The sequence below is a fragment of the Pseudomonas sp. BB438 genome (assembly GCF_057180225.1).
This window is the reverse complement of record NZ_CM170001.1, coordinates 714,658-733,472: the sequence shown is the minus strand read 5'-3', so window position 1 is coordinate 733,472 and position 18,815 is coordinate 714,658. Positions and strand designations below refer to the sequence as shown.

Genomic DNA, 18,815 nt, shown 5'->3' with positions numbered 1-18,815 from the left:
ATCGAGCGAGCTAGAGCCAGGCAAGACGAAGGATCGCCGGGGACGCGGAGTGGACTGCTGTCCATGAGCCGTCCACGGCGATTCTCCAACGCAGCCTGGCCGACGCGCAGCCGATTGAACTCAGAACCGCATCAGTGGCAGGGGAAGCCTGCGCTGTGGCGAGTATCGTGGGCGGCGTTGTGTACCGCGTCGATGTGCGAGAAGCCGGCGAAGTACACCAGCAGCGCACCGAGCAGGCTGGCGCCAACGGCCAGGCTGATGCGCTTGGAAAGGGGGATGGAAGTACTCGACGCCTGTTGCGTCAGGATGCTGCTGGACATGAACGTTCCCTCTGAAAAGAGTGAGAACGCAGAGGTTGAACGCATTCGAACGCGCCGGATCGGTCGCGCCACGGCCTGCGCCCGCCCACCGCGGGTTTGCCAAAATGTGAGGATTCCAGGCCGGTCTCCGGGCTTGCGACGCCAGCGAGAAACTCTCGCCGGATGGGCCAGCCTTCCCATGCCTTGGCACAGTGGCTACTGACGACCCTCGATGCGCTTACCGTTGCGGGGGCAGCGCCGGACTGGTCCTTGCGGACGCACCGGCTTCCCGTTTCACCTCGCACGCGTCGGCGCGAGACACCTGAAACCGCGCTAGCTGACCACGGCAGTCACGCAGCGTCAACTGCGCGTCAACCGATCCCCGGCGATTGACCGTCCCGGCCGCGCTGCGTAGCCTTCCTCCCTTCGAGGTTCTCCGGCGCTGGCCGGAGCTAAGAGGGAACGTGGAAATCTTCGGATGCGCCACGGCTGCCCCCGCAACTGTGAACAGCCTGTCTCTTCATGCGCCACTGCCGATTCGGGCGGGAAGGCGAAGAGACGATCAAGGGCTGTGAGCCAGGAGACCTGCCTCGTGACTGGTTTTCGATCTGCTGCGCGTCGGCCAGGCTGCGCTGGAGGATCGTCGTGGACTGCTCATTGACCACAGTCAACTCCGCGTCCCCGCCAATCCTCCGCCTTGCCTGGCTCTGGCTCGCGAGATCCGGAACCGGTTCGTTATCAACAGACAACCGGGCGGGGTGATCCGGTGGCGACCTTCGTTGCGCGGCGAACCCGCGCGCGCGCCCTTCATCCGCCTTCAAACTTCCGCTTGCGAGGCGCGCATGAAAACCCTGGCCAAACTCCCCGTCACCATCGTCACCGGCTTCCTCGGGGTCGGTAAGACCACCCTGCTCCGCCATATGCTCGATAACGCCGAAGGCCGTCGCATCGCGGTGATCGTCAACGAATTCGGCGAGCTGGGCATCGACGGCGAGATCCTCAAGCAGTGCTCCATCGGTTGCAGCGAAGAAGAAGCGGTCGGCCGCGTCTTCGAGCTGGCCAACGGCTGCCTGTGCTGCACCGTGCAGGAAGAGTTCTTCCCGGTGATGCGCGAGCTGGTGGCGCGCCGTGGCGACCTCGACCAGATCCTCATCGAGACCTCCGGCCTCGCCCTGCCCAAGCCGCTGGTACAGGCCTTCCAGTGGCCGGAAATCCGCAACGCCTGCACCGTGGACGCGGTGATCACCGTGGTCGACAGCCCGGCCGTGGCCGCCGGCACCTTCGCCGCCCACCCCGAGCAGGTGGACCAGCAGCGCCAGCAGGACCCGAACCTGGACCACGAGTCGCCGCTGCACGAACTCTTCGAGGACCAGCTGGCCAGCGCCGACCTGGTGGTGCTGAACAAGGCCGACCTGCTGGACGCCGACGCGCTGGCCCGCGTACGCGCCGAGGTCGCTGAAGAACTGCCGCCGGCGGTGAAAATCATCGAAGCCAGTTCCGGCCAACTGCCGCTCTCGGTGCTGCTGGGGCTGAACGCCGAGGCCGAGCTGCACATCGACAGCCGCCCGACCCACCACGATCACGAGGGTCACGAAGATCATGACCACGACGAGTTCGACTCCTTCCACGTCGACCTCCCGGAAGTGGAAGAGCGCGCCCTGCTCGACGCGCTGAACGCGCTGGTCGAGCGTCACGCCGTGCTGCGCATCAAGGGCTTCGTCGCCATCCCCGGCAAACCCATGCGCCTGCTGGTGCAGGGCGTCGGCAAGCGCTTCGACAAGCACTTCGACCGCGCCTGGCGCAGTGACGAAACCCGCAGCACCCGCCTGGTGGTGATCGGCCAGGAGCTGGACCAGGACACCATCGCCAACGAACTGCGTACCGCCCTGGCGTAACACCGCTTTTGTAGGAGCGAGCTTGCTCGCGAACAGCCTCGCAGCGGGGATTGGTTCGCGAGCAAGAGCTAGGCGCCCCCTCGCTCCTACGAAGCGCTAGAAACCGAGCACCCCCATGCACCTGCTGCGCACTCAACCCGGCGGCTTCGTCCCCGACGACGGCATCGCCCACCTGGCCCAGACGCCCGCCGAACTGGTGATCCTCTGCAGCGGCGATTCGCACCTGGCGCTGCTCGCCGAGGCCGCTCGCGCGCTGCCGGAGGACTACCCGAGCCTGCGCCTGGCCAACCCCATGCAGTTGCAGAATCACGCCTCGGTGGACCTCTACGTCGACGAAGTGCTGCAGCACGCCAAGGTCATCCTGATCTCGGTGCATGGCGGCGTCGGTTACTGGCGCTACGGCATGGAGCAACTGGTGGCGCTGGCCGAGCGCGGCACCACGCTGATCGCGGTGCCCGGCGACGACAAGCCCGACCCCGAACTCGCCGCCCTGTGCAGCGTCCCGCCGCAGGATGCCGAGCGCCTCTGGCAGTATCTGCGCCAGGGCGGCATGGACAATGCCCGGCAGTTCTTCGCCTGCCTCGCCAATCGCCATCTGCAACGCGACTACGCCTGGCACGAACCACAGACCCTGCCGCGCGTGGCGGTCTATCACCCGCACGTCGGCAGCTGCGACCTCGCCCGCTGGCAGGCCGATTGGAACCCCGAGTGCCCGGTCGCCGCCCTGCTGTTCTATCGCACGCACCTGCAAGCGGCGAACACCGGGTTCATCGACACCTTCTGCGAACGCCTGCAGGCGCAGGGCATCAACCCGCTGCCCATCGCCGTGGCCAGCCTCAAGGAAGCCGCGTGCCTGGATACGGTGGAAAGCCTGCTGGACAGCGCCGACGCCGAGCTGATCATCAACACCACCGGCTTCGCCCAGTCGAATCCGGAAGCGCCGCAGGACCGGCCCTTCCGCCGCGACGTACCGGTGCTGCAGGCCATCTGCTCGCTGGACAACCTCGACCTCTGGCGCGCCAACCCTCAGGGCCTCGGCCCGCGCGACCTGGCCATGCACATCGCGCTACCGGAGCTGGACGGCCGCCTCATCACCCGGCCGATCAGCTTCAAGGGCCTGGCCTGGCGCAGCGAGCGCAGCCAGAGCGACGTGGTCTGCTACCTGCCACACCGGCCGGGGATGGACTTCGTCGCCGAACTGGCGCGGCGCTGGATGCTGCTCTCGCGCAAGGCCAACGCCGACAAGCGCGTGGCGCTGATCCTGGCCAATTACCCAACCCGCGACGGGCGCATCGGCAATGGTGTCGGCCTCGACACGCCGGCGGCGGCGCTGAACATCCTGCGCGCGCTGGAGACTCAGGGTTACCCGGTTGCCGGCCTGCCCGATTCCGGCACCGCGCTGATCCAGCAACTGCTCGGCGGCGTCAGCAACGATCTCGACAGCCTCGACCTGCGCCCCTGCGCACAGAGCCTGGCACTGGACGACTACCTCGCCTGTTTCGCGCGCCTGCCCGAAGCCAACCAGCACGCCGTGCGCGAACGCTGGGGCGAGCCGCAGCAGGACCCGATGTTCCGCAGCGGCCGCATGATGGTCGCCGGCCTGCGCCTGGGCCTCGGCTTCGTCGGCATCCAGCCGGCGCGTGGCTACCAGCTCGACGCCGCGGCGATCTACCACGATCCGTCGCTGGTACCGCCCCACGGCTACCTCGCCTTCTACTTCTGGCTGCGCGAAGTGTTCGGCGCCGACGCGGTGGTCCACGTCGGCAAGCACGGCAACCTCGAATGGCTACCGGGCAAAGGCGTCGGTCTCTCCGAGGAGTGCTGGCCGGACGCGATCCTCGGCGCGCTGCCGAACCTCTACCCGTTCATCGTCAACGACCCCGGCGAAGGCGCGCAGGCCAAGCGCCGCGCCCAGGCGGTGATCATCGACCACCTGATGCCACCGCTGACCCGTGCGGAAAACTACGGCCCGCTGCGCGACCTCGAACGCCTGGCCGACGAGTACTACGACGCCTCCCTGCTCGACCCGCGTCGGGCCACTGAGTTGCGCGGCGACATCCTCACGCTGGTGCGCGAAACCTCGCTGGACCGCGAGCTGGGCCTGCAGCTGAGCGACGATCCGGAAAGCTGGCTGCCGCAGCTGGACGCCTACCTGTGCGATCTCAAGGAATCGCAGATTCGCGATGGCCTGCATGTGTTCGGCGAGTCGCCCGTGGGTGAACTGCGCCGCGATACGTTGCTCTCGCTGGTGCGCATTCCACGCGGCGATGGTCGCGGCGGCAACGCCAGCCTGCTGCGCGCGCTGAGCGAGGATCTGCAGTTGAGCCGTGACCCGCTGGATGAAGCTTTCGCCGAACCCTGGGACGGCCCGCGTCCGGACGTGCTGCTCGCGGTGAGCGACGAACCCTGGCGCAGCAACGGCGACACCCGCGAGCGCCTGGAACTCTTCGCCCTGCGCCTGATCGACGGCTCGGTCAGCGCACCCGGCAGCGCCAGCGCGGCGGTCCTCGCGCAACTTCAGCAGCAGATCGCGCCGACCCTGGATGCCTGCGGCGCCAGCGAAATCGGCCATCTGCTCGCCGGCCTCGAGGGCCGCTTCGTCCCGCCCGGCCCCAGCGGCGCGCCCAGCCGCGGGCGGGTCGACGTGCTGCCCACCGGGCGCAACTTCTTCACCGTGGACGTGCGCAACCTGCCCACGCCCACCGCCTTCCGCCTCGGCTTCCTGTCGGCCAGCCGCCTGCTCGAACGCCACCTGCAGGACCACGGCGACCACCTGCGCCAGCTCGGCCTGTCGGTCTGGGGCACCGCGACCATGCGCACCGGCGGCGACGACATCGCCCAGGCCCTCGCGCTGCTCGGCGTACGGCCGGTTTGGCAGGCCGGCAGCCAACGCGTGGAAGACTTCGAGATCCTGCCGATCACCCTGCTCGACCGCCCGCGGGTCGACGTGACGCTGCGCGTCTCGGGCTTCTTCCGCGATGCCTTCGCCAACCTGATCCGCCTGTTCGACGCGGCCGTGCAGGCCGTCGCCGCGCTGGACGAACCGGACGACCTGAACCCGCTGGCCGCTCGTGTCCGAGCCGATCAGGCGCGTTTGCAGTCTGATGGATTAGCCCACGCCGAAGCCCGCCGCCAGGCTGGCTGGCGCATCTTCGGCGCCCAGCCCGGGGCATACGGCGCCGGCGTGCAGGGCGTGATCGAATCACGCCAGTGGGACAGCCGCGCGGACCTCGCCGAGGCCTACCTGAACTGGGGCGGCTACGCGTACGGCGCCAGCGACGACGGCACCCCGGCGCGTGAGCGGTTCGCCCAGCGCCTGTCCGGCCTGCAGGCGGTGCTGCACAACCAGGACAACCACGAGCACGACATCCTCGATTCCAACGACTACTACCAGTTCCAGGGCGGCATGCTCGCCGCCGCCGAGGTCATCCAGGGCCAGTCGCTGGCCAGCTACCACGGCGACCACAGCCAGCCGGACAACCCACGCATCCGCACCCTCAAGGAGGAACTCGGTCGCGTGGTGCGCTCCCGTGCGGTGAACCCGAAATGGATCGCCGGCATGAAGCGCCACGGCTACAAGGGCGCCTTCGAACTGGCGGCGACGGTGGACTACCTGTTCGCCTTCGACGCCACCAGCGAGCTGGTCGACGACCACCAGTACCGCCTGCTGGCCGACGCCTACCTGCTGGACGACGACACCCGCGAGTTCATCCGCCAGCACAACCCCGAAGCCTTGCGCGACATCGCCGAACGCCTGGTGGAGGCACAGCAGCGCGGGTTGTGGGAAGAACCGGGTGAGTACCGCGAGACACTGGAAAACCTGCTGGTGGACAGCGAGGAGCAGTGAGGAATCGGACGCTCTCGCAGGATGGCGTGGAGCGATACCCACCAATCCGTCGACAGGTCAGCCCGAGAACAGGCCCAGCGCCGACGCGCCCAGCAGGACTAGCAGAGTCACTCCCGCTCCCCGCACCCACTGCGCTTCCATGCAGTAGGAGCGGGACAGCCCCGGCCGCGGATAACGCCCCAGCGTCAGCACCTTCACGATCGGCCAGCCCACGGCATACAGCGCAGGGCCGTACAAGGGTTCAAGCAAGGCGTCCAGCACGTCCCACATTCCGCAGCGCTCCCAGCATCGAGTCGATCAGAAAGTCGGCCCCCAGCGCAAAAACCATCGATACATCCATTCCTCTCTGAAGAGAAACAGATAAGCACTCAATAACGACGGTAGGGCATAGGACCAGCCTTCCGTCAGCCAGAACAGCGTAGCGGCCAACGCAAAGCTGGCCAGATAAAGGCCGCGGCACAGGGGCCGGGACAATACGTCGAGGAAAGGCTTGCTCCGACGGAGCAGGCAAAGAAACGTCACCAACATAAGCGGCGCTCCCAGCCCGGCGAGCGAAATGCCTGCTGCCAGCTCACCAGAAGCGAACTTCGCGGTGGCGGCCAGCATCAACGGTAACGCGAAGATCAGGCTGGCATATCCCATGAACGCCGTACGCACCAGGACTTTTCTGTTGCTCATCACATTGGCATCCCTGCTAACTCCCGGAGCAGATCATATCCTACAGGGGAAATCAGCCTCAGCTCCGGCGCAGCCGCTGCGCCGCGTTCAGCAGCAGCGCCTCGGTGCCGCTCCAGCCCAGGCAGCCGTCGGTGATCGAGACACCGTAGCGCAGCTCGCCGGACAGCGGCTGGCAGCCGTCGAACAGATGACTCTCCAACATCACGCCACGCAGCGAAGCATCGCCGGCCACACGCTGGTCGATGACACTGTCCAGCACTGCCGGCTGGCGCAGCGGGTCCTTGCCGCTGTTGGCGTGGCTGCAGTCCACCATGATGCTCGGGTCGAGGCCGAGCTTCTCCAGTCCCTGGCGAATCTGCTGCACGCTGGCTGCGTCGAAGTTCGGGCCGGCGTGACCGCCGCGCAGGACCAGATGGGTATCCGGGTTGCCCTGGGTCTGCACCAGCGACGGCCGCCCCTGCGCATCGATGCCGAAGTGCTGGTGCGGATGCGCTGCCGAGCGCATGGCGTCAGTGGCGATGCCGATGCTGCCGTCGGTGCCGTTCTTGAATCCCACCGGCAGGTCGAGACCGCTGACCATCTCGCGGTGCACCTGGGATTCACTGGTGCGCGCGCCGATGGCGGCCCAGCCCAGCAGGTCGTCGAAGTAACCGGCCACCAGCGGTTGCAGCAGTTCGGTGGCAATCGGCAAGCCGCGTTCGAGCATGCCCAGCATCAGCCGGCGCGACAGCTCCAGGCCGCCAGCCATGTCGCCAGTGCCGTCCAACTGCGGGTCGTAGACCAGGCCTTTCCAGCCGATGGTGGTACGCGGTTTCTCGACGTAGGCACGCATCACCAGCAGCAGCTGGTCGCTCACCTGCGGTGCGAGCTCGGCAAGGCGGTCGGCGTATTCGAGGGCGGCGACAGGGTCGTGCAGCGAGCAGGGGCCGATCACCACCAGCAGGCGCGGATCACGGCCATCGAGGACGGCGCGGATCGCCTCGCGGCCTTCGCGGACGCGGTGGGCCATGGCGGCGGACAGCGGCAGGCGCTGACGCAGTTCGGCGGGGCTCGGCAGCGGTTGTTCGCGGCGGCGAGCGGAGGGCAGCGGCAGGTCGAGGACTTCGGCGGTGGCTGCGTGTTCGGGACGGATCAGGGTGGAGGTGGTGGCATTCATCTGACTGGCATCCTTGGCCGGCGCGGTGGTCGTTCCGCGCTCGGCGCTCTATCTAAGTGTTCGTGGCAAGGCTCGTTGGGTGGCACGCAGCGCGCTGCTAAATCGCCAGTCGGAGTTGCGGTAATAGCGGTAATCAGTGGTGTAGGTAGTCATGTCTCGATCCTCTGTCTGAGCGTTTGGCTCGTTTCAATGCGTCAGGCCTTGTGGGCCGGAAAAACAAAAACCCCGGTCGGGTTGCCGACCGGGGTTTCATGAATCTGTCTGGTTGGCGACCCTGCTTGCTAGGGCGCCTGTGGGGTATCAGGCGCGCCTTTGGCTAAACCAATACCCATAGAAGAAATAGCCGGCAGCAGCGGCCAGGACCTGCGCACGAGCGACCACGGAGCCGATGGCTCCGAGACGGGCGAGGGACTGGATGGACAGGCTGGACGGCATGATGTTCTCCGTGGAAGTGGAGCCAAGTTACTGCATCGCGGAGCGCCGATCAATGACTTGAATCTATCGTTCCGATGGACATTGGTCGCACCTCCTGCACCCGGTTCGCTACCATGCACGGACGAACTCCGCAGGAAATCCCCATGAGCGCCCTTCCCCATTTCCCACTGGCAGCCGTTGTCGGCGCCGATGAGCTGAAGCTGGCCCTGTGCCTGGCAGCTATCGACCCCGCCATCGGCGGCGTGCTGATCGAAGGGCCGCGCGGCATGGCCAAATCCACCCTGGCGCGCGGCGTGGCCGACCTGCTGGACGGCGGACGCTTCGTCACCCTGCCACTGGGCGCGAGCGAGGAGCGCATCGTCGGCACCCTCGACCTGGACGCGGCGCTGGGCGAAGGCCGCGCGCAGTTCTCCCCCGGCGTGCTGGCCCATGCCCATGGCGGCGTGCTCTATGTGGATGAAGTGAACCTGTTGCCCGACCACCTCGTCGACCTGCTGCTCGACGTCGCTGCCAGCGGAGTCAACCTGATCGAGCGCGATGGTCTGTCGCACAGCCACCCGGCGCGCTTCGTGCTGATCGGCACCATGAACCCCGAGGAAGGCGAGCTGCGCCCGCAACTGCTGGATCGCTTCGGCCTGAAAGTGCAGCTGGAAGGAACGCCCGCACCGAGCGAGCGTGCCGAGATCGTCCGTCGCCGGCTGGCCTTCGATGCCGATCCGCAAGCGTTCCTCGCGCAATGGCAGGCCGCACAGCGGGCCCTGCAACACCGCTGCACTGACGCACGGCAGCAACTGGCCGCCATTGCCCTGGACGATGCTGCGCTGGACACCATCGCCGAGCGCTGCCATGAAGCCTGCGTCGACGGCCTGCGCGCCGACCTCGTCTGGCTGCGCGCAGCCCGCGCCCACGCCGCCTGGCGCGGCGCCCACACCATCGAGGCGGAGGACATCGATGCGGTCGAGCACTTCGCCCTCGCCCACCGCCGTCGTCATGCACCGCCGCAATCAACCACACCGCCGCAGTCGTCCTCCAGCCAGCCGCAGGCGCCCTCCAACGCGTCCAACGGCGAAGGCCAGTGGGGCGAACTGCCCGGCCAGAGCGTCGCCATGGGCGAGCGCCGGCAACTGACGGGCTGGCCAAAAAAGCCCTGAGCATCCGCCCGCGCCAGGCCCCGGGCGCGGATGCCAACCCCCGACCCGGCCAGTTCGCCGGCGGCCGCAGCGGCGCCCGTCAACAGGGCACGCATGGCCGTATCGACTGGCCCACCACCCTGCGCAAGGGTCGCCCGCAACGCCGTGCCGACCTGGCGCTGCTCGCTCGCAGTCGCAAGCCCGGCGAACTCTGGCTGGTGATCGTCGACGCGTCCGCCAGCACCCGCCGCCATGGCGCCCTCACCCAGGCCAAGGGGCTGCTGGCCGACACCTTCGAACAGGCCTATCGCCAACGTGCGCGTCTCGCCGTGCTGCACGCCACCGGCGCGCAACCGCGTTGGTTGTGGCAGGGCCAGAAAGCCTCAAGCCAACTGCAGGACTGGCTGGAGCAACTCGGCGCCGGCGGCGGCACTCCGCTGATCGAAGCGCTGGAACTGGCCCGTGACTGGTTGGGCAAGCGCCAGCGGCAGAAGCCGGGGGAACGCCAGCGCCTGCTGGTGCTGACCGACGGCCGCCTGCGCGACTGGCCAGCGCTGCAGCCGCTGAACTGCCCGACGCTGCTGGTGGATATCGAAGGCGGTGCGATCCGGCTGGGACGGGCCAGGAAGCTGGCGGATGAACTCGACGCCGAGTATCGGCCAGTCAGCGATGTGGCCATCACCGGTCGCTGATTTCACCGCCGCACGACACGAACTCGATCAAGGCTCTCCATTGCGCCCGTGCAGCAGAAACCCGGGCCGCTCGCTCAGGCGCTCGTAGTAGGCCGCCACGGCCGGCAGCTCCGGGCGCTGCATGGGCGTCAGGTGCCAGCGGTTCACCGACAGGCCGAGGACGACATCGGCGAGGCTGAAGCAGGCGCCGCTGACGAACGCGCCGGTGCGATCCAGCTGGCGGTCCAGCAGGGCCATGCAATGGTTCCACTGCGCCTCGCTCAGGGCAATGGCGGACGCGTCGGTATGGCTCGGGCTGTTGCGCACGCGGGCCATGAACACATAGCGCCAGGCGTTGTTCAATTCGGTGGCCTGCCAGCCCATCCACTGCTCCACCAGCGCCCGCTCGCGCGGCGCGCCGGGCAGCAATTCGCCCTGCGGATACTGGGTGGCGAGGTAGCTGCAGATGGCATTGGATTCCCAGAGCACGAAGTCGCCGTCGACGAGGACCGGCACCATGGCATTGGGGTTGAGTGCGATGAACTCCGCCGAAGCGGTGGAGCGGAAGCCGGTGCCCCAGTCTTCCCGCTCGTAGGGCAGATTCAGTTCGGCGCAGGTCCAGAGCACCTTGCGCACATTGATCGATGAAGCACGGCCGAGTATTCGCAACATGGTGTCACTCCCTGTGAAAACCGGGACCCAGCATAGAGGCTGGCGGGGCGGCGGAGAAGCGCGGTCTTGACGCAATCGCAAGCGTGCCCGCGAATCGTTGTGACGGTGTGAACACCTGCCGCGCCGGGCGTTCCGTCAATCGGCTGCGAGGGGCGCCAGCGCCTGCCAGAGTGACTCGACGCCGTCGAACTCCCGGTCCACCGCTGGCAATGCCGGCCGCCCCAGGATCAGTACCGGCACACCCCGTTCGCGGGCGACCTGCAGCTTCGGCTCGGTGGCCTGGCTGCCGCTGTTCTTGCTGACCAGCACATCCGTGCCCAGGCGAGTGAACAGCTCGCGCTCGCCCTCCAGGGTGAACGGTCCGCGCGCGCCGAGAACCTCCGCGCGCGCGTTGCCGGGCAGGCTCTGCAGGCATCGCACGGTCCAGTGTTGATGAGCGGGTATTTCGTCGAGGTGCTCCAAGGGCTCACGGCCCATCGTGAACAGCGGACAACGAAAGTCCTCCAGCGCTTCGATCAACGCTGGCCAGTTGGCCACCTCGCGCCAGTCGTCATCGGTGCCTGCCCGCCAGCCAGGACGACGCAGTGCCCAGCAGGGCACGCCAGCCAATTGCGCGGCACGGGCGGCGTTGGCGCTGATCTGCGCGGCGTAGGGATGAGTGGCGTCAAGCAGCAGGTCAAAACCGCGTTCACCGATGAAGGCCGCAAGGCCTTCCGCGCCACCGTATCCCCCCACGCGTACTTCGCAGGCGAGGTCGTCCGGCACCTTGCCCAGACCGGCCAGGCTGTACAGGTGTTGCGGCCCCAGGCGGCGCGCGATCGCCAGCGCCTCGCCGATGCCGCCCAGCAGAAGAACCCGTTTCATCGCACCTCCAGCGCCTCGCCCACCAGGTTGCCCTGGCGGTCGATGGCGAAGACGTCCAGCTGCACCGTGGCCGGCACGATGCGCCGGGCGAAGGCGAGTGCGCGGGCGCACACCGCATCGCCCAGGGCAATGCCCTCCGCGCGGCACAGCGCCAGCGCCTGCTGGCTGGTGTTGGCGTCGCGCATGCGCTGTTGCAGGTCAGATGACGCGCCGATGTCCGCCGCCCACTCGGCCAGTTGCGACAGGTCGATGCTGGAGTGGCGGCTGTGCAGATCCATGTGGCCGGCGGCGAGCTTGCTGATCTTGCCGAAGCCACCGCAGATACTGAAGCGCTCCACCGGCACCTTGCGCAGGTGCTTGAGCGCGGCGCCGACAAAGTCGCCCATCTCGATCAGCGCCGTGTCATCGAAACCGTAGCGACGGCGCATGGCATCCTCGCTGGCGTTGCCCGTGCAGGCGGCGAGATGGCGGAAGCCGTTGGCGCGGGCGACGTCGATGCCTTGCTGGATCGAGGCGATGTAGGCCGAGCAGGAGAACGGCCGGACGATGCCGGTGGTGCCGAGGATCGACAGCCCGCCGAGAATGCCCAGGCGCGGGTTCATGGTCTTCAGCGCCAGCTCGGCACCGCCCTCGACATGGATAGTGACGTCGAAGCCGCCGGCATAACCGCACTCGGCGGTCAGGGTGGCGAGGTTGTCGCGCATCATCTGCCGCGGTATCGGGTTGATCGCCGGCTCGCCCACCGCGAGCACCAGCCCCGGTTTGGTGACGGTGCCGACACCCTCTCCAGCGTAAAAACGCACGCCCGGCTCATCGCTCAAGGCGACGCGCGCGAAGACCAGCGCACCGTGGGTGACGTCCGGATCGTCGCCGGCATCCTTCAGCGTGCCCGCTTCGGCACCACCGGCGGTCAGCCTGCAGAACTCCAGGCGCAGGGTCGCGCTGCGCTCCTTCGGCAAGGCGATCTGCGCGGCGTCCAGCGCGTCACCGGTCAGCAGCAGGCGCGCCGCCGCCAGACTGGTAGCCGTGGCGCAGCTGCCGGTGGTATAGCCGCTGCGCAGCGGGCGGGGCTCTTCGGGCGTTTCTTCACGCATGGGCGTCACGCATCGTCAGTCGACCAAGGGCTTGCGCACGTCCAGCAGCGTGATCGGCAACGCCGCGCGCCAGGTGTCGAAGCCGCCCAGCGGCTGGGCCTGGGACACCGACAGGCGGGTCAGCTCGCCACCAACGCGGGCACGCCAGCTCAGTAGCATGGACTCGCTTTGCAAGGTGACGGCGTTGGCCACCAGCCGGCCGCCGGGCTTGAGTTGCTCCCAGCACTGCTCGAACACGCCGGGCAGGGTCACGCCGCCGCCGATGAAGATTGCATCGGGGCGCTCCAGCCCGTGCAGTGCCTCCGGCGCGGCGCCGCAGACCAGTTGCAGCGCCGGCACGCCGAGGGCGTCGCGGTTGAAGCGGATATGTGCCTGGCGACCGTCGTTGGCTTCGATGGCCAGCGTGCGGCAGCTCGGATGCGCGCGCATCCACTCGATCCCGATGGAGCCGCAGCCGGCGCCGACGTCCCAGAGCAGCTCGCCGGGCTTGGGCGCCAGCCGCGCCAGGGTCACGGCCCGGACATCGCGCTTGGTCAGTTGGCCGTCATGGCGGTAGGCGTCGTCTGGCAGGCCGATGGTCAGGGGCAGGCGAACGGCATCCGCGCCAGCCACGCAGTGCACCGCCACCAGGTTCAGCGCAGCGGCCTCGCCCAGCGACCAGTCGCTGGCCAGCCCGTCGATGCGGCGCTCCGCCTCGCCGCCCAGGTGCTCCAGCACGCTGAGGCGGCTCGCGGCGAACCCCCGTTCGCGCAGCAGCGCAGCGATAGCCGCCGGGCTATCGCCGTCACTACTGAGGATCAGCAGCTTCACGCCGTCGTGGATCTGCGCATGCAGTGCGGCCAATGGGCGCGCCACCAGCGACAGCAACGTGCAGTCCTGCAACGCCCAGCCCATCCGCGCCGCCGCCAGGGAGGCGGAGGACGGCGCGCAAAGCACGCGCATTTCCTCGGACGGAATCTGACGAGCCAGGCTCGCACCGACGCCGAACAACATCGGGTCGCCACTGGCCAGCACGCAGGTCGGCTCGCCGCGCCGGCGCAGCACCGGCTCCAGGCTGAACGGGCTTGGCCAGGCCTGGCGGCGAGCGCCCAGGCAATGCGGCAGCAACTCCAGCTGGCGTGGCGCGCCAATCACGTCGCTGGCGGCAAGCAGGGCGCGACGTGCAGCCTTGCCGAGGCCGGCATAGCCGTCCTCGCCGATGCCGACGATGGTCAGCCAGGGCGTCATGAAAATTCCTCGAGGGTGCGACGATCGATCCGACGGGCAGGCTTTTCCTGCCTTCGGGCAAAGCAGGCATAATACCCGCTTCGTCGGTGCTCGTAGGACGCTTCGCCTTTCGCGGTGAGGTTTCCCAGAGCCGAAGAGGGAACACGGTTAAGCCGTGGCTGCCCCCGCAACTGTAAGCAGCGAGTCCGCGCAATGCGGCGATACGAGAACAGCGTTCCGTGTCGCCGGTCAGGCCACTGGGTAACCGGGAAGGCCGCGCCGGATGAGGACCTGCCAGCCAGGAGACCTGCCGACGAAACCAGTCGCGTGTGCAGACATCGAGCGGGGTGTATCGGTGTCGTGAAGTCCCTTTTGGGGGATTCGCAGGTCACCGCGACCCAGCCCTGGTGACCTCAGTGCACGACACTTCCGCTTTGCCCGTCCGTCCGCATGCCTGCCCCGGCCTGCTGCGCATCGTGGCCTCCCGCGATGGCGGCATCTGCCGTATCAAGCTGCCCTGTGGGCAACTCGACGCCAGCGCCGCGCGCGCCATCGCCCTGGCCGCCGAGCGGCATGCCGACAGTGTGCTGGAAGCGACCAACCGCGCCAACCTGCAGATTCGTGGCGTGCATGCCGGGACCGAGAATTCGCTGAGCCGCGAACTGCTGGCCGCCGGCCTCGGCCCGCGGGAACTGGCGTCGGACGATGTGCGCAACCTGCTGGTCAGCCCCGCGCTGGGCCTGGATGCTTGCACCGCCCTCGACGCGAGCCCGCTGGCCCATCAACTGCTCGACCTGCTGGAAAGCACCCCGCGCTTCCATGGCCTGTCACCCAAGTTCGGCATCCAGCTGGACGCGGGGGAGGCATTGGCGATGCTGGACCACCCCAACGATCTCTGGCTGTCCGCCATGTCCGACGACGCGGCACCGCTGTTCGCCTTCGGCCTGGCTGGCTGTCCACCGCAACGCGAGGGCGATCGTTCCGCCCTTGGCGCCGTAACCGCCGAGCAGGTGCCGCTGCTGGTGGAAAGCCTGCTGCACCTGTTCCTCGATCTCGCCGGCGATGGCCAGACGCGCATGCGCCACTTGCGCGAGATGCTGCGTGACGACGTGCTGCTGGAACGGCTGCAGCAACGCCTGCCCTTCCAACTGCAACTCGGGCTGGCTGTGGATAACTGGCGACGTCCTGCACCGCAGGCGTTCGGCCATCTCGGGATTGCGCCCCAGCGCCAGCCGGAGCGCGCCATGGTCGGTGCGGGATTCGTCCTCGGGCGACTCGACAGCACCACGCTGTTCGGCCTGGCCGATCTCGCCGAGCGCTTCAGTGGCGGGCAGCTGCGCCTGACGCCCTGGCAGAGCCTGATTCTCCCTGACGTGGCGCAGGCCGACGCCGCCGTCGCGCTCGGCGCCCTGGCCAACCTCGGCCTGCTGATCGATGCGGCCCAGCCGCTGTCGCGCCTCGTCGCCTGCAGCGGCTCCAGCGGTTGCGCGCGCGGGCTGGCCGACACCAAGGCCGACGCCCTGCGCCTGGCCGAACGCCTGCGCCACGCGCCGCCTGCCGGCGTACACCTGTGTGGCTGCCCGCGCTCCTGCGCCGCCGCCCACGTCGCTCCCCACACCCTGCTGGCCGTCGCCGACGGCCGCTACGACCTGTTCCGTCGCGCCGATGGCGTGGCCGGCTTCGGCCTGCCGCTGGCGCGCAACCTTTCCCTCGAGGCCGCCGGCGATCTGCTGGCCGCCCCCGGAGCCTCCACTGATGCTTGATTACATTCGCGACGGCCAGGCGATCTACCGCCAATCCTTCGCCACCATCCGCGCCGAAGCCGACCTGTCCGGCATCCCTGCCGACCTCGAGAAACTCGCCGTGCGGGTGATCCACGCCTGCGGGATGGTCGACGTCGTGCAGGACCTGCGCTTCTCCGAGGGCGCCGGAGCCATCGGCCGCGCCGCACTGGCCGCCGGCGCACCGATCCTCTGCGACGCACGGATGGTCGCCGAGGGCATCACCCGCGCCCGCCTGCCGGCGCACAACGAGGTGATCTGTACCCTCAACGACCCGGACGTCCCGGCGCTCGCCCGCGAGCTGGGTAACACCCGCTCGGCGGTGGCGCTGGAGCACTGGCGCGAACACCTGGAAGGCAGCGTGGTGGTGATCGGCAACGCGCCGACCGCCCTCTTCTACCTGCTGGAAATGCTCGATGCCGGTGCACCGAAACCGGCACTGATCCTCGGCTTCCCGGTGGGCTTCGTCGGCGCCATGGAGTCCAAGGAAGCCCTCGCCGCCGACAGCCGCGGCGTGCCCTACGTGATCGTCCGCGGCCGTCGTGGCGGCAGCGCGATGGCCGCCGCGGCGGTGAACGCCCTGGCCACGGAGGTGGAGTGATGACCGGCCGCCTCATCGGCCTGGGCGTCGGCCCGGGCGACCCGGAACTGCTGACCCTCAAGGCCCTGCGCCTGCTGCGCGCGTCCCCGGTCATCGGCTACTTCGTGGCCAAGGCCAAGCACCACGCCGGCCAGGGTGGCAACGCCTTTGCCATCATCGAGCAGCACCTGCTCGACGAGCAGCAGCGTCTGCCGCTGGTCTACCCGGTCACCACCGAGAAGCTGGAGCCGCCGCTGACCTACGAAGGCGTGATCAGCGACTTCTACGACACGGCCGCCGAGCAGGTGGCGATGCACCTGGATGCCGGCCGCGACGTGGCGGTGATCTGCGAGGGCGACCCGTTCTTCTACGGCTCCTACATGTACCTGCATGACCGCCTTTCGGACCGGTATGACACCGAAGTCGTACCCGGCGTCTGCTCGATGCTCGGGAGTGCGGCGGTGCTCGGCGTACCGCTGGTGTACCGCAACCAGAGCCTGTCGGTGCTGTCCGGCGTGTTGCCTGAAGACGAACTCAAGCGCCGCCTGGCCGACGCCGATGCGGCAGTGGTGATGAAGCTCGGCCGCAACTTCGACAAGGTTCGCCGCGTGCTGCGCGAGCTGGGCCGTGACGGCGGCGCCCACTACGTCGAGCGCGCGACCATGCGCGAACAGCGCATCGTCGCGCTGGACGACGTCGACCCGATGGCCTCGCCGTACTTCTCGATGATCGTCATCCCCGGCCAGCGGTGGAACGGCTGATGCGCGCTGCCATCGTCATACTCGGCCAGGGCGCGCTGGCCACCGCGCGACGCCTGCAGGGCATTTATCCACAGGCACGCGTGCTGGGCCTGAAGGACCGCGTCGAGGGCGCCGATGAGTCCTACGCGAACTTCGGCGATACCCTGCGCCAGCTCTACCGCGACGACACCCCGATCATTGCCCTGTGCGCAGCCGGTATCGTCATCCGCACCCTCGCTGCACTGCTGACAGAAAAAGGCGCGGAGCCGCCGGTGCTGGCCGTCGCCGAAGATGGCAGTGCCGTGGTGCCGCTGCTCGGCGGGCTGGCCGGGGTGAACCGCATGGCCCGCGACATCGCCGCCACACTGGAGGTAGCGCCCGCCATCACCACCAGCGGCGAGCTGCGCTTCGGCGCCTGTCTGCTCGACCCGCCGCCTGGCTACGCACTGGCCGACCTCGAACAGGGCAAGCGCTTCGTTTCCGACCTGCTGGGCGGCGACACCCTGCGCATCGAAGGCGAGGCGCCCTGGCTGGACGATCTGGACCTGCCGCTGGCCGACGACGCCGCGCACACCCTGCGCATCGATGCGCGTGCCGAGGGCATCGCACAGAACGAGCTGCGCCTCCACCCGCGCATCGTCCTCGCCCACGTCACGCTAGTGGACTCGCAACTGCCCGAGCGCATCCGCCAGGGCCTGGCACAGGCCGGGCTGGCCGAAGCAGCGCTGGCGGCCCTGGTCGCCCCACGCTGCCGCATGGCCGATCCGGCGCTGGCCCAGACCGCCCGCGAGCTGAACGTGCCACTGCGGTTTATCCACAACGATGACGAGTTGCCGGCAGCCGTGCTGCAGGGCGACTCCTTCCACCTGCACCGCGCCGCCACGCCGCTCGAGGCCGAAGGCATTGGCCAGCCGCGCGGTCGGCTCAGCGTGATCGGCCTGGGCCCCGGCGCCAGCGACTTCATGATCCCCGCCGTGCGCCGCGCGCTGGACGAAGCCCAGGACCTGCTCGGCTACGAGACCTACGTGCAGATGGCCGAGCCGCTGCGCGACGACCAGGTGCGTCACTGCACCGACAACCGCGAGGAAATGCAGCGCGCCCGCCACGCCTTCGAACTGGCTGCCAGCGGCCGCCGCGTGGTGGTGATTTCCTCCGGCGATCCTGGCGTATTCGCCATGGCCGCCGCGGTAATGGAAGCCCTGCACGAGAGCAGCGACCCGCACTGGCAAGGCGTGGAGCTGGAGGTGCTGCCGGGGGTTTCCGCCGCGCTCGCCGCTGCTGCCAAGGCCGGCGCGCCGCTGGGGCACGACTTCTGTCTGATCTCCCTGTCGGACAACCTCAAGCCTTGGGAGACCATCGAGAAGCGCCTGGACCATGCCGGCGCTGCCGACCTGGCCATGGCCTTCTACAACCCGATCTCCAAGGCCCGCCCCTGGCAGCTGGGGCGCGCGCTGGAGATTGTCCGCCGCCACCGCTCGCCGCAGACGCTGGTGGTGCTCGGCCGCGACATCGGTCGCCCGGCCGAGGCGCTGCGTGTCGTCACCCTCGGCGAGCTGGTGCCGGAGATGGTCGACATGCGCACCCTGGTGATCGTCGGTTCGTCCCTGACCCGGCGCTTCCCCCGTGCCGGCGGCGGCGACTGGGTCTACACGCCGCGCTGGTATCGCTGAAGCAATCCTGTAGGAACGTCCCCAAAGGCGCGCTCGCGGGCATGGCCCGCTCCTACAGGAAACACCGTCGCTTCAGACACATCTTGCAAATGGCTAT

17 protein-coding genes and 3 riboswitches are annotated in these 18,815 nt (G+C 68.5%); of the genes, 8 read left to right on the top strand and 9 right to left on the bottom strand.

What is annotated here, in order from left to right:
- Window positions 1–131: 131 nt before the first annotated feature.
- The gene (locus tag AC1ZV1_RS03550) at window positions 132–320 is read right to left on the bottom strand and encodes a CbtB domain-containing protein (protein ID WP_138216880.1); all 189 of its coding nucleotides are present in this window, start codon (window positions 318–320) and stop codon (window positions 132–134) included.
- 101 nt (window positions 321–421) lie between these two features.
- Window positions 422–640, bottom strand: a riboswitch (cobalamin riboswitch).
- Between the two features lie 71 nt (window positions 641–711).
- Window positions 712–906, top strand: a riboswitch (cobalamin riboswitch).
- Window positions 907–1,141: 235 nt separating this feature from the next.
- Between AC1ZV1_RS03550 and cobW the strand changes: the two genes are divergently transcribed.
- Window positions 1,142–2,194 (top strand): cobalamin biosynthesis protein CobW, encoded by a 1,053-nt coding sequence (gene cobW / locus AC1ZV1_RS03545; RefSeq protein ID WP_484295526.1) that lies wholly within the window; start codon window positions 1,142–1,144, stop codon window positions 2,192–2,194.
- Between the two features lie 115 nt (window positions 2,195–2,309).
- Entirely contained in the window at window positions 2,310–6,041 is a 3,732-nt protein-coding gene (gene cobN / locus AC1ZV1_RS03540; protein ID WP_484295525.1) for a cobaltochelatase subunit CobN, read from the top strand.
- 57 nt (window positions 6,042–6,098) lie between these two features.
- Here the strand turns inward: cobN and AC1ZV1_RS03535 are convergent, their stop codons facing one another.
- The 4 genes from AC1ZV1_RS03535 to AC1ZV1_RS03520 form a co-directional block, all read right to left on the bottom strand.
- Window positions 6,099–6,311 (bottom strand): hypothetical protein, encoded by a 213-nt coding sequence (locus AC1ZV1_RS03535; protein ID WP_484295524.1) that lies wholly within the window; start codon window positions 6,309–6,311, stop codon window positions 6,099–6,101.
- A gap of 27 nt (window positions 6,312–6,338) precedes the next feature.
- On the bottom strand, window positions 6,339–6,719 hold the full coding sequence (locus AC1ZV1_RS03530; protein WP_484295523.1) for a hypothetical protein: 381 nt from the start codon (window positions 6,717–6,719) through the stop codon (window positions 6,339–6,341).
- 58 nt (window positions 6,720–6,777) lie between these two features.
- The gene (locus AC1ZV1_RS03525; protein ID WP_484295522.1) at window positions 6,778–7,875 is read right to left on the bottom strand and encodes a 3-deoxy-7-phosphoheptulonate synthase; all 1,098 of its coding nucleotides are present in this window, start codon (window positions 7,873–7,875) and stop codon (window positions 6,778–6,780) included.
- A 300-nt stretch (window positions 7,876–8,175) separates the two neighbouring features.
- The gene (locus AC1ZV1_RS03520) at window positions 8,176–8,310 is read right to left on the bottom strand and encodes a hypothetical protein (protein ID WP_256205205.1); all 135 of its coding nucleotides are present in this window, start codon (window positions 8,308–8,310) and stop codon (window positions 8,176–8,178) included.
- A gap of 143 nt (window positions 8,311–8,453) precedes the next feature.
- Between AC1ZV1_RS03520 and AC1ZV1_RS03515 the strand changes: the two genes are divergently transcribed.
- A complete protein-coding gene (locus tag AC1ZV1_RS03515) occupies window positions 8,454–9,461 on the top strand; it encodes a magnesium chelatase ATPase subunit I (RefSeq protein ID WP_484295521.1) in 1,008 nt (335 codons plus the stop codon).
- Window positions 9,443–10,132: a vWA domain-containing protein gene (locus AC1ZV1_RS03510; protein WP_484297494.1), complete on the top strand. Its 690-nt coding sequence runs from the start codon at window positions 9,443–9,445 to the stop codon at window positions 10,130–10,132. Before AC1ZV1_RS03515 ends, AC1ZV1_RS03510 begins: the two co-directional genes overlap by 19 nt.
- Window positions 10,133–10,159: 27 nt before the next feature.
- On the opposite strand, the gene AC1ZV1_RS03505 is transcribed toward AC1ZV1_RS03510, so the two are convergent.
- The 4 genes from AC1ZV1_RS03505 to cbiE all read right to left on the bottom strand — a co-directional run bounded on the left by AC1ZV1_RS03505 (window position 10,160) and on the right by cbiE (window position 13,968).
- Window positions 10,160–10,783: a glutathione S-transferase family protein gene (locus tag AC1ZV1_RS03505; protein WP_484295520.1), complete on the bottom strand. Its 624-nt coding sequence runs from the start codon at window positions 10,781–10,783 to the stop codon at window positions 10,160–10,162.
- 135 nt (window positions 10,784–10,918) lie between these two features.
- Window positions 10,919–11,647 carry a cobalt-precorrin-6A reductase gene (locus AC1ZV1_RS03500; RefSeq protein ID WP_484295519.1) on the bottom strand — a complete coding sequence of 243 codons (729 nt, stop codon included), beginning with the start codon at window positions 11,645–11,647 and terminating at the stop codon, window positions 10,919–10,921.
- The gene (locus AC1ZV1_RS03495; protein WP_484295518.1) at window positions 11,644–12,741 is read right to left on the bottom strand and encodes a cobalt-precorrin-5B (C(1))-methyltransferase; all 1,098 of its coding nucleotides are present in this window, start codon (window positions 12,739–12,741) and stop codon (window positions 11,644–11,646) included. Before AC1ZV1_RS03495 ends, AC1ZV1_RS03500 begins: the two co-directional genes overlap by 4 nt.
- Before the next feature lie 15 nt (window positions 12,742–12,756).
- Window positions 12,757–13,968, bottom strand: coding sequence for a precorrin-6y C5,15-methyltransferase (decarboxylating) subunit CbiE (gene cbiE / locus AC1ZV1_RS03490; protein WP_484295517.1), 1,212 nt, complete (start codon window positions 13,966–13,968; stop codon window positions 12,757–12,759).
- A gap of 67 nt (window positions 13,969–14,035) precedes the next feature.
- A riboswitch (cobalamin riboswitch) is annotated at window positions 14,036–14,276 on the top strand.
- Between the two features lie 78 nt (window positions 14,277–14,354).
- On the opposite strand from cbiE, the gene cobG reads away from it, so the two are divergent.
- From cobG to cobJ, 4 genes are read left to right on the top strand one after another with little or no spacing between them, the layout of a single operon-like run.
- On the top strand, window positions 14,355–15,710 hold the full coding sequence (gene cobG, locus AC1ZV1_RS03485) for a precorrin-3B synthase (protein WP_484295516.1): 1,356 nt from the start codon (window positions 14,355–14,357) through the stop codon (window positions 15,708–15,710).
- Entirely contained in the window at window positions 15,703–16,329 is a 627-nt protein-coding gene (locus AC1ZV1_RS03480; protein WP_484295515.1) for a precorrin-8X methylmutase, read from the top strand. The genes cobG and AC1ZV1_RS03480 overlap by 8 nt, the downstream gene beginning before the upstream one ends.
- Entirely contained in the window at window positions 16,329–17,069 is a 741-nt protein-coding gene (locus AC1ZV1_RS03475) for a precorrin-2 C(20)-methyltransferase (RefSeq protein ID WP_484295514.1), read from the top strand. Before AC1ZV1_RS03480 ends, AC1ZV1_RS03475 begins: the two co-directional genes overlap by 1 nt.
- On the top strand, window positions 17,069–18,718 hold the full coding sequence (gene cobJ, locus AC1ZV1_RS03470; RefSeq protein WP_484295513.1) for a precorrin-3B C(17)-methyltransferase: 1,650 nt from the start codon (window positions 17,069–17,071) through the stop codon (window positions 18,716–18,718). The genes AC1ZV1_RS03475 and cobJ overlap by 1 nt, the downstream gene beginning before the upstream one ends.
- Window positions 18,719–18,815 lie beyond the last annotated feature (97 nt).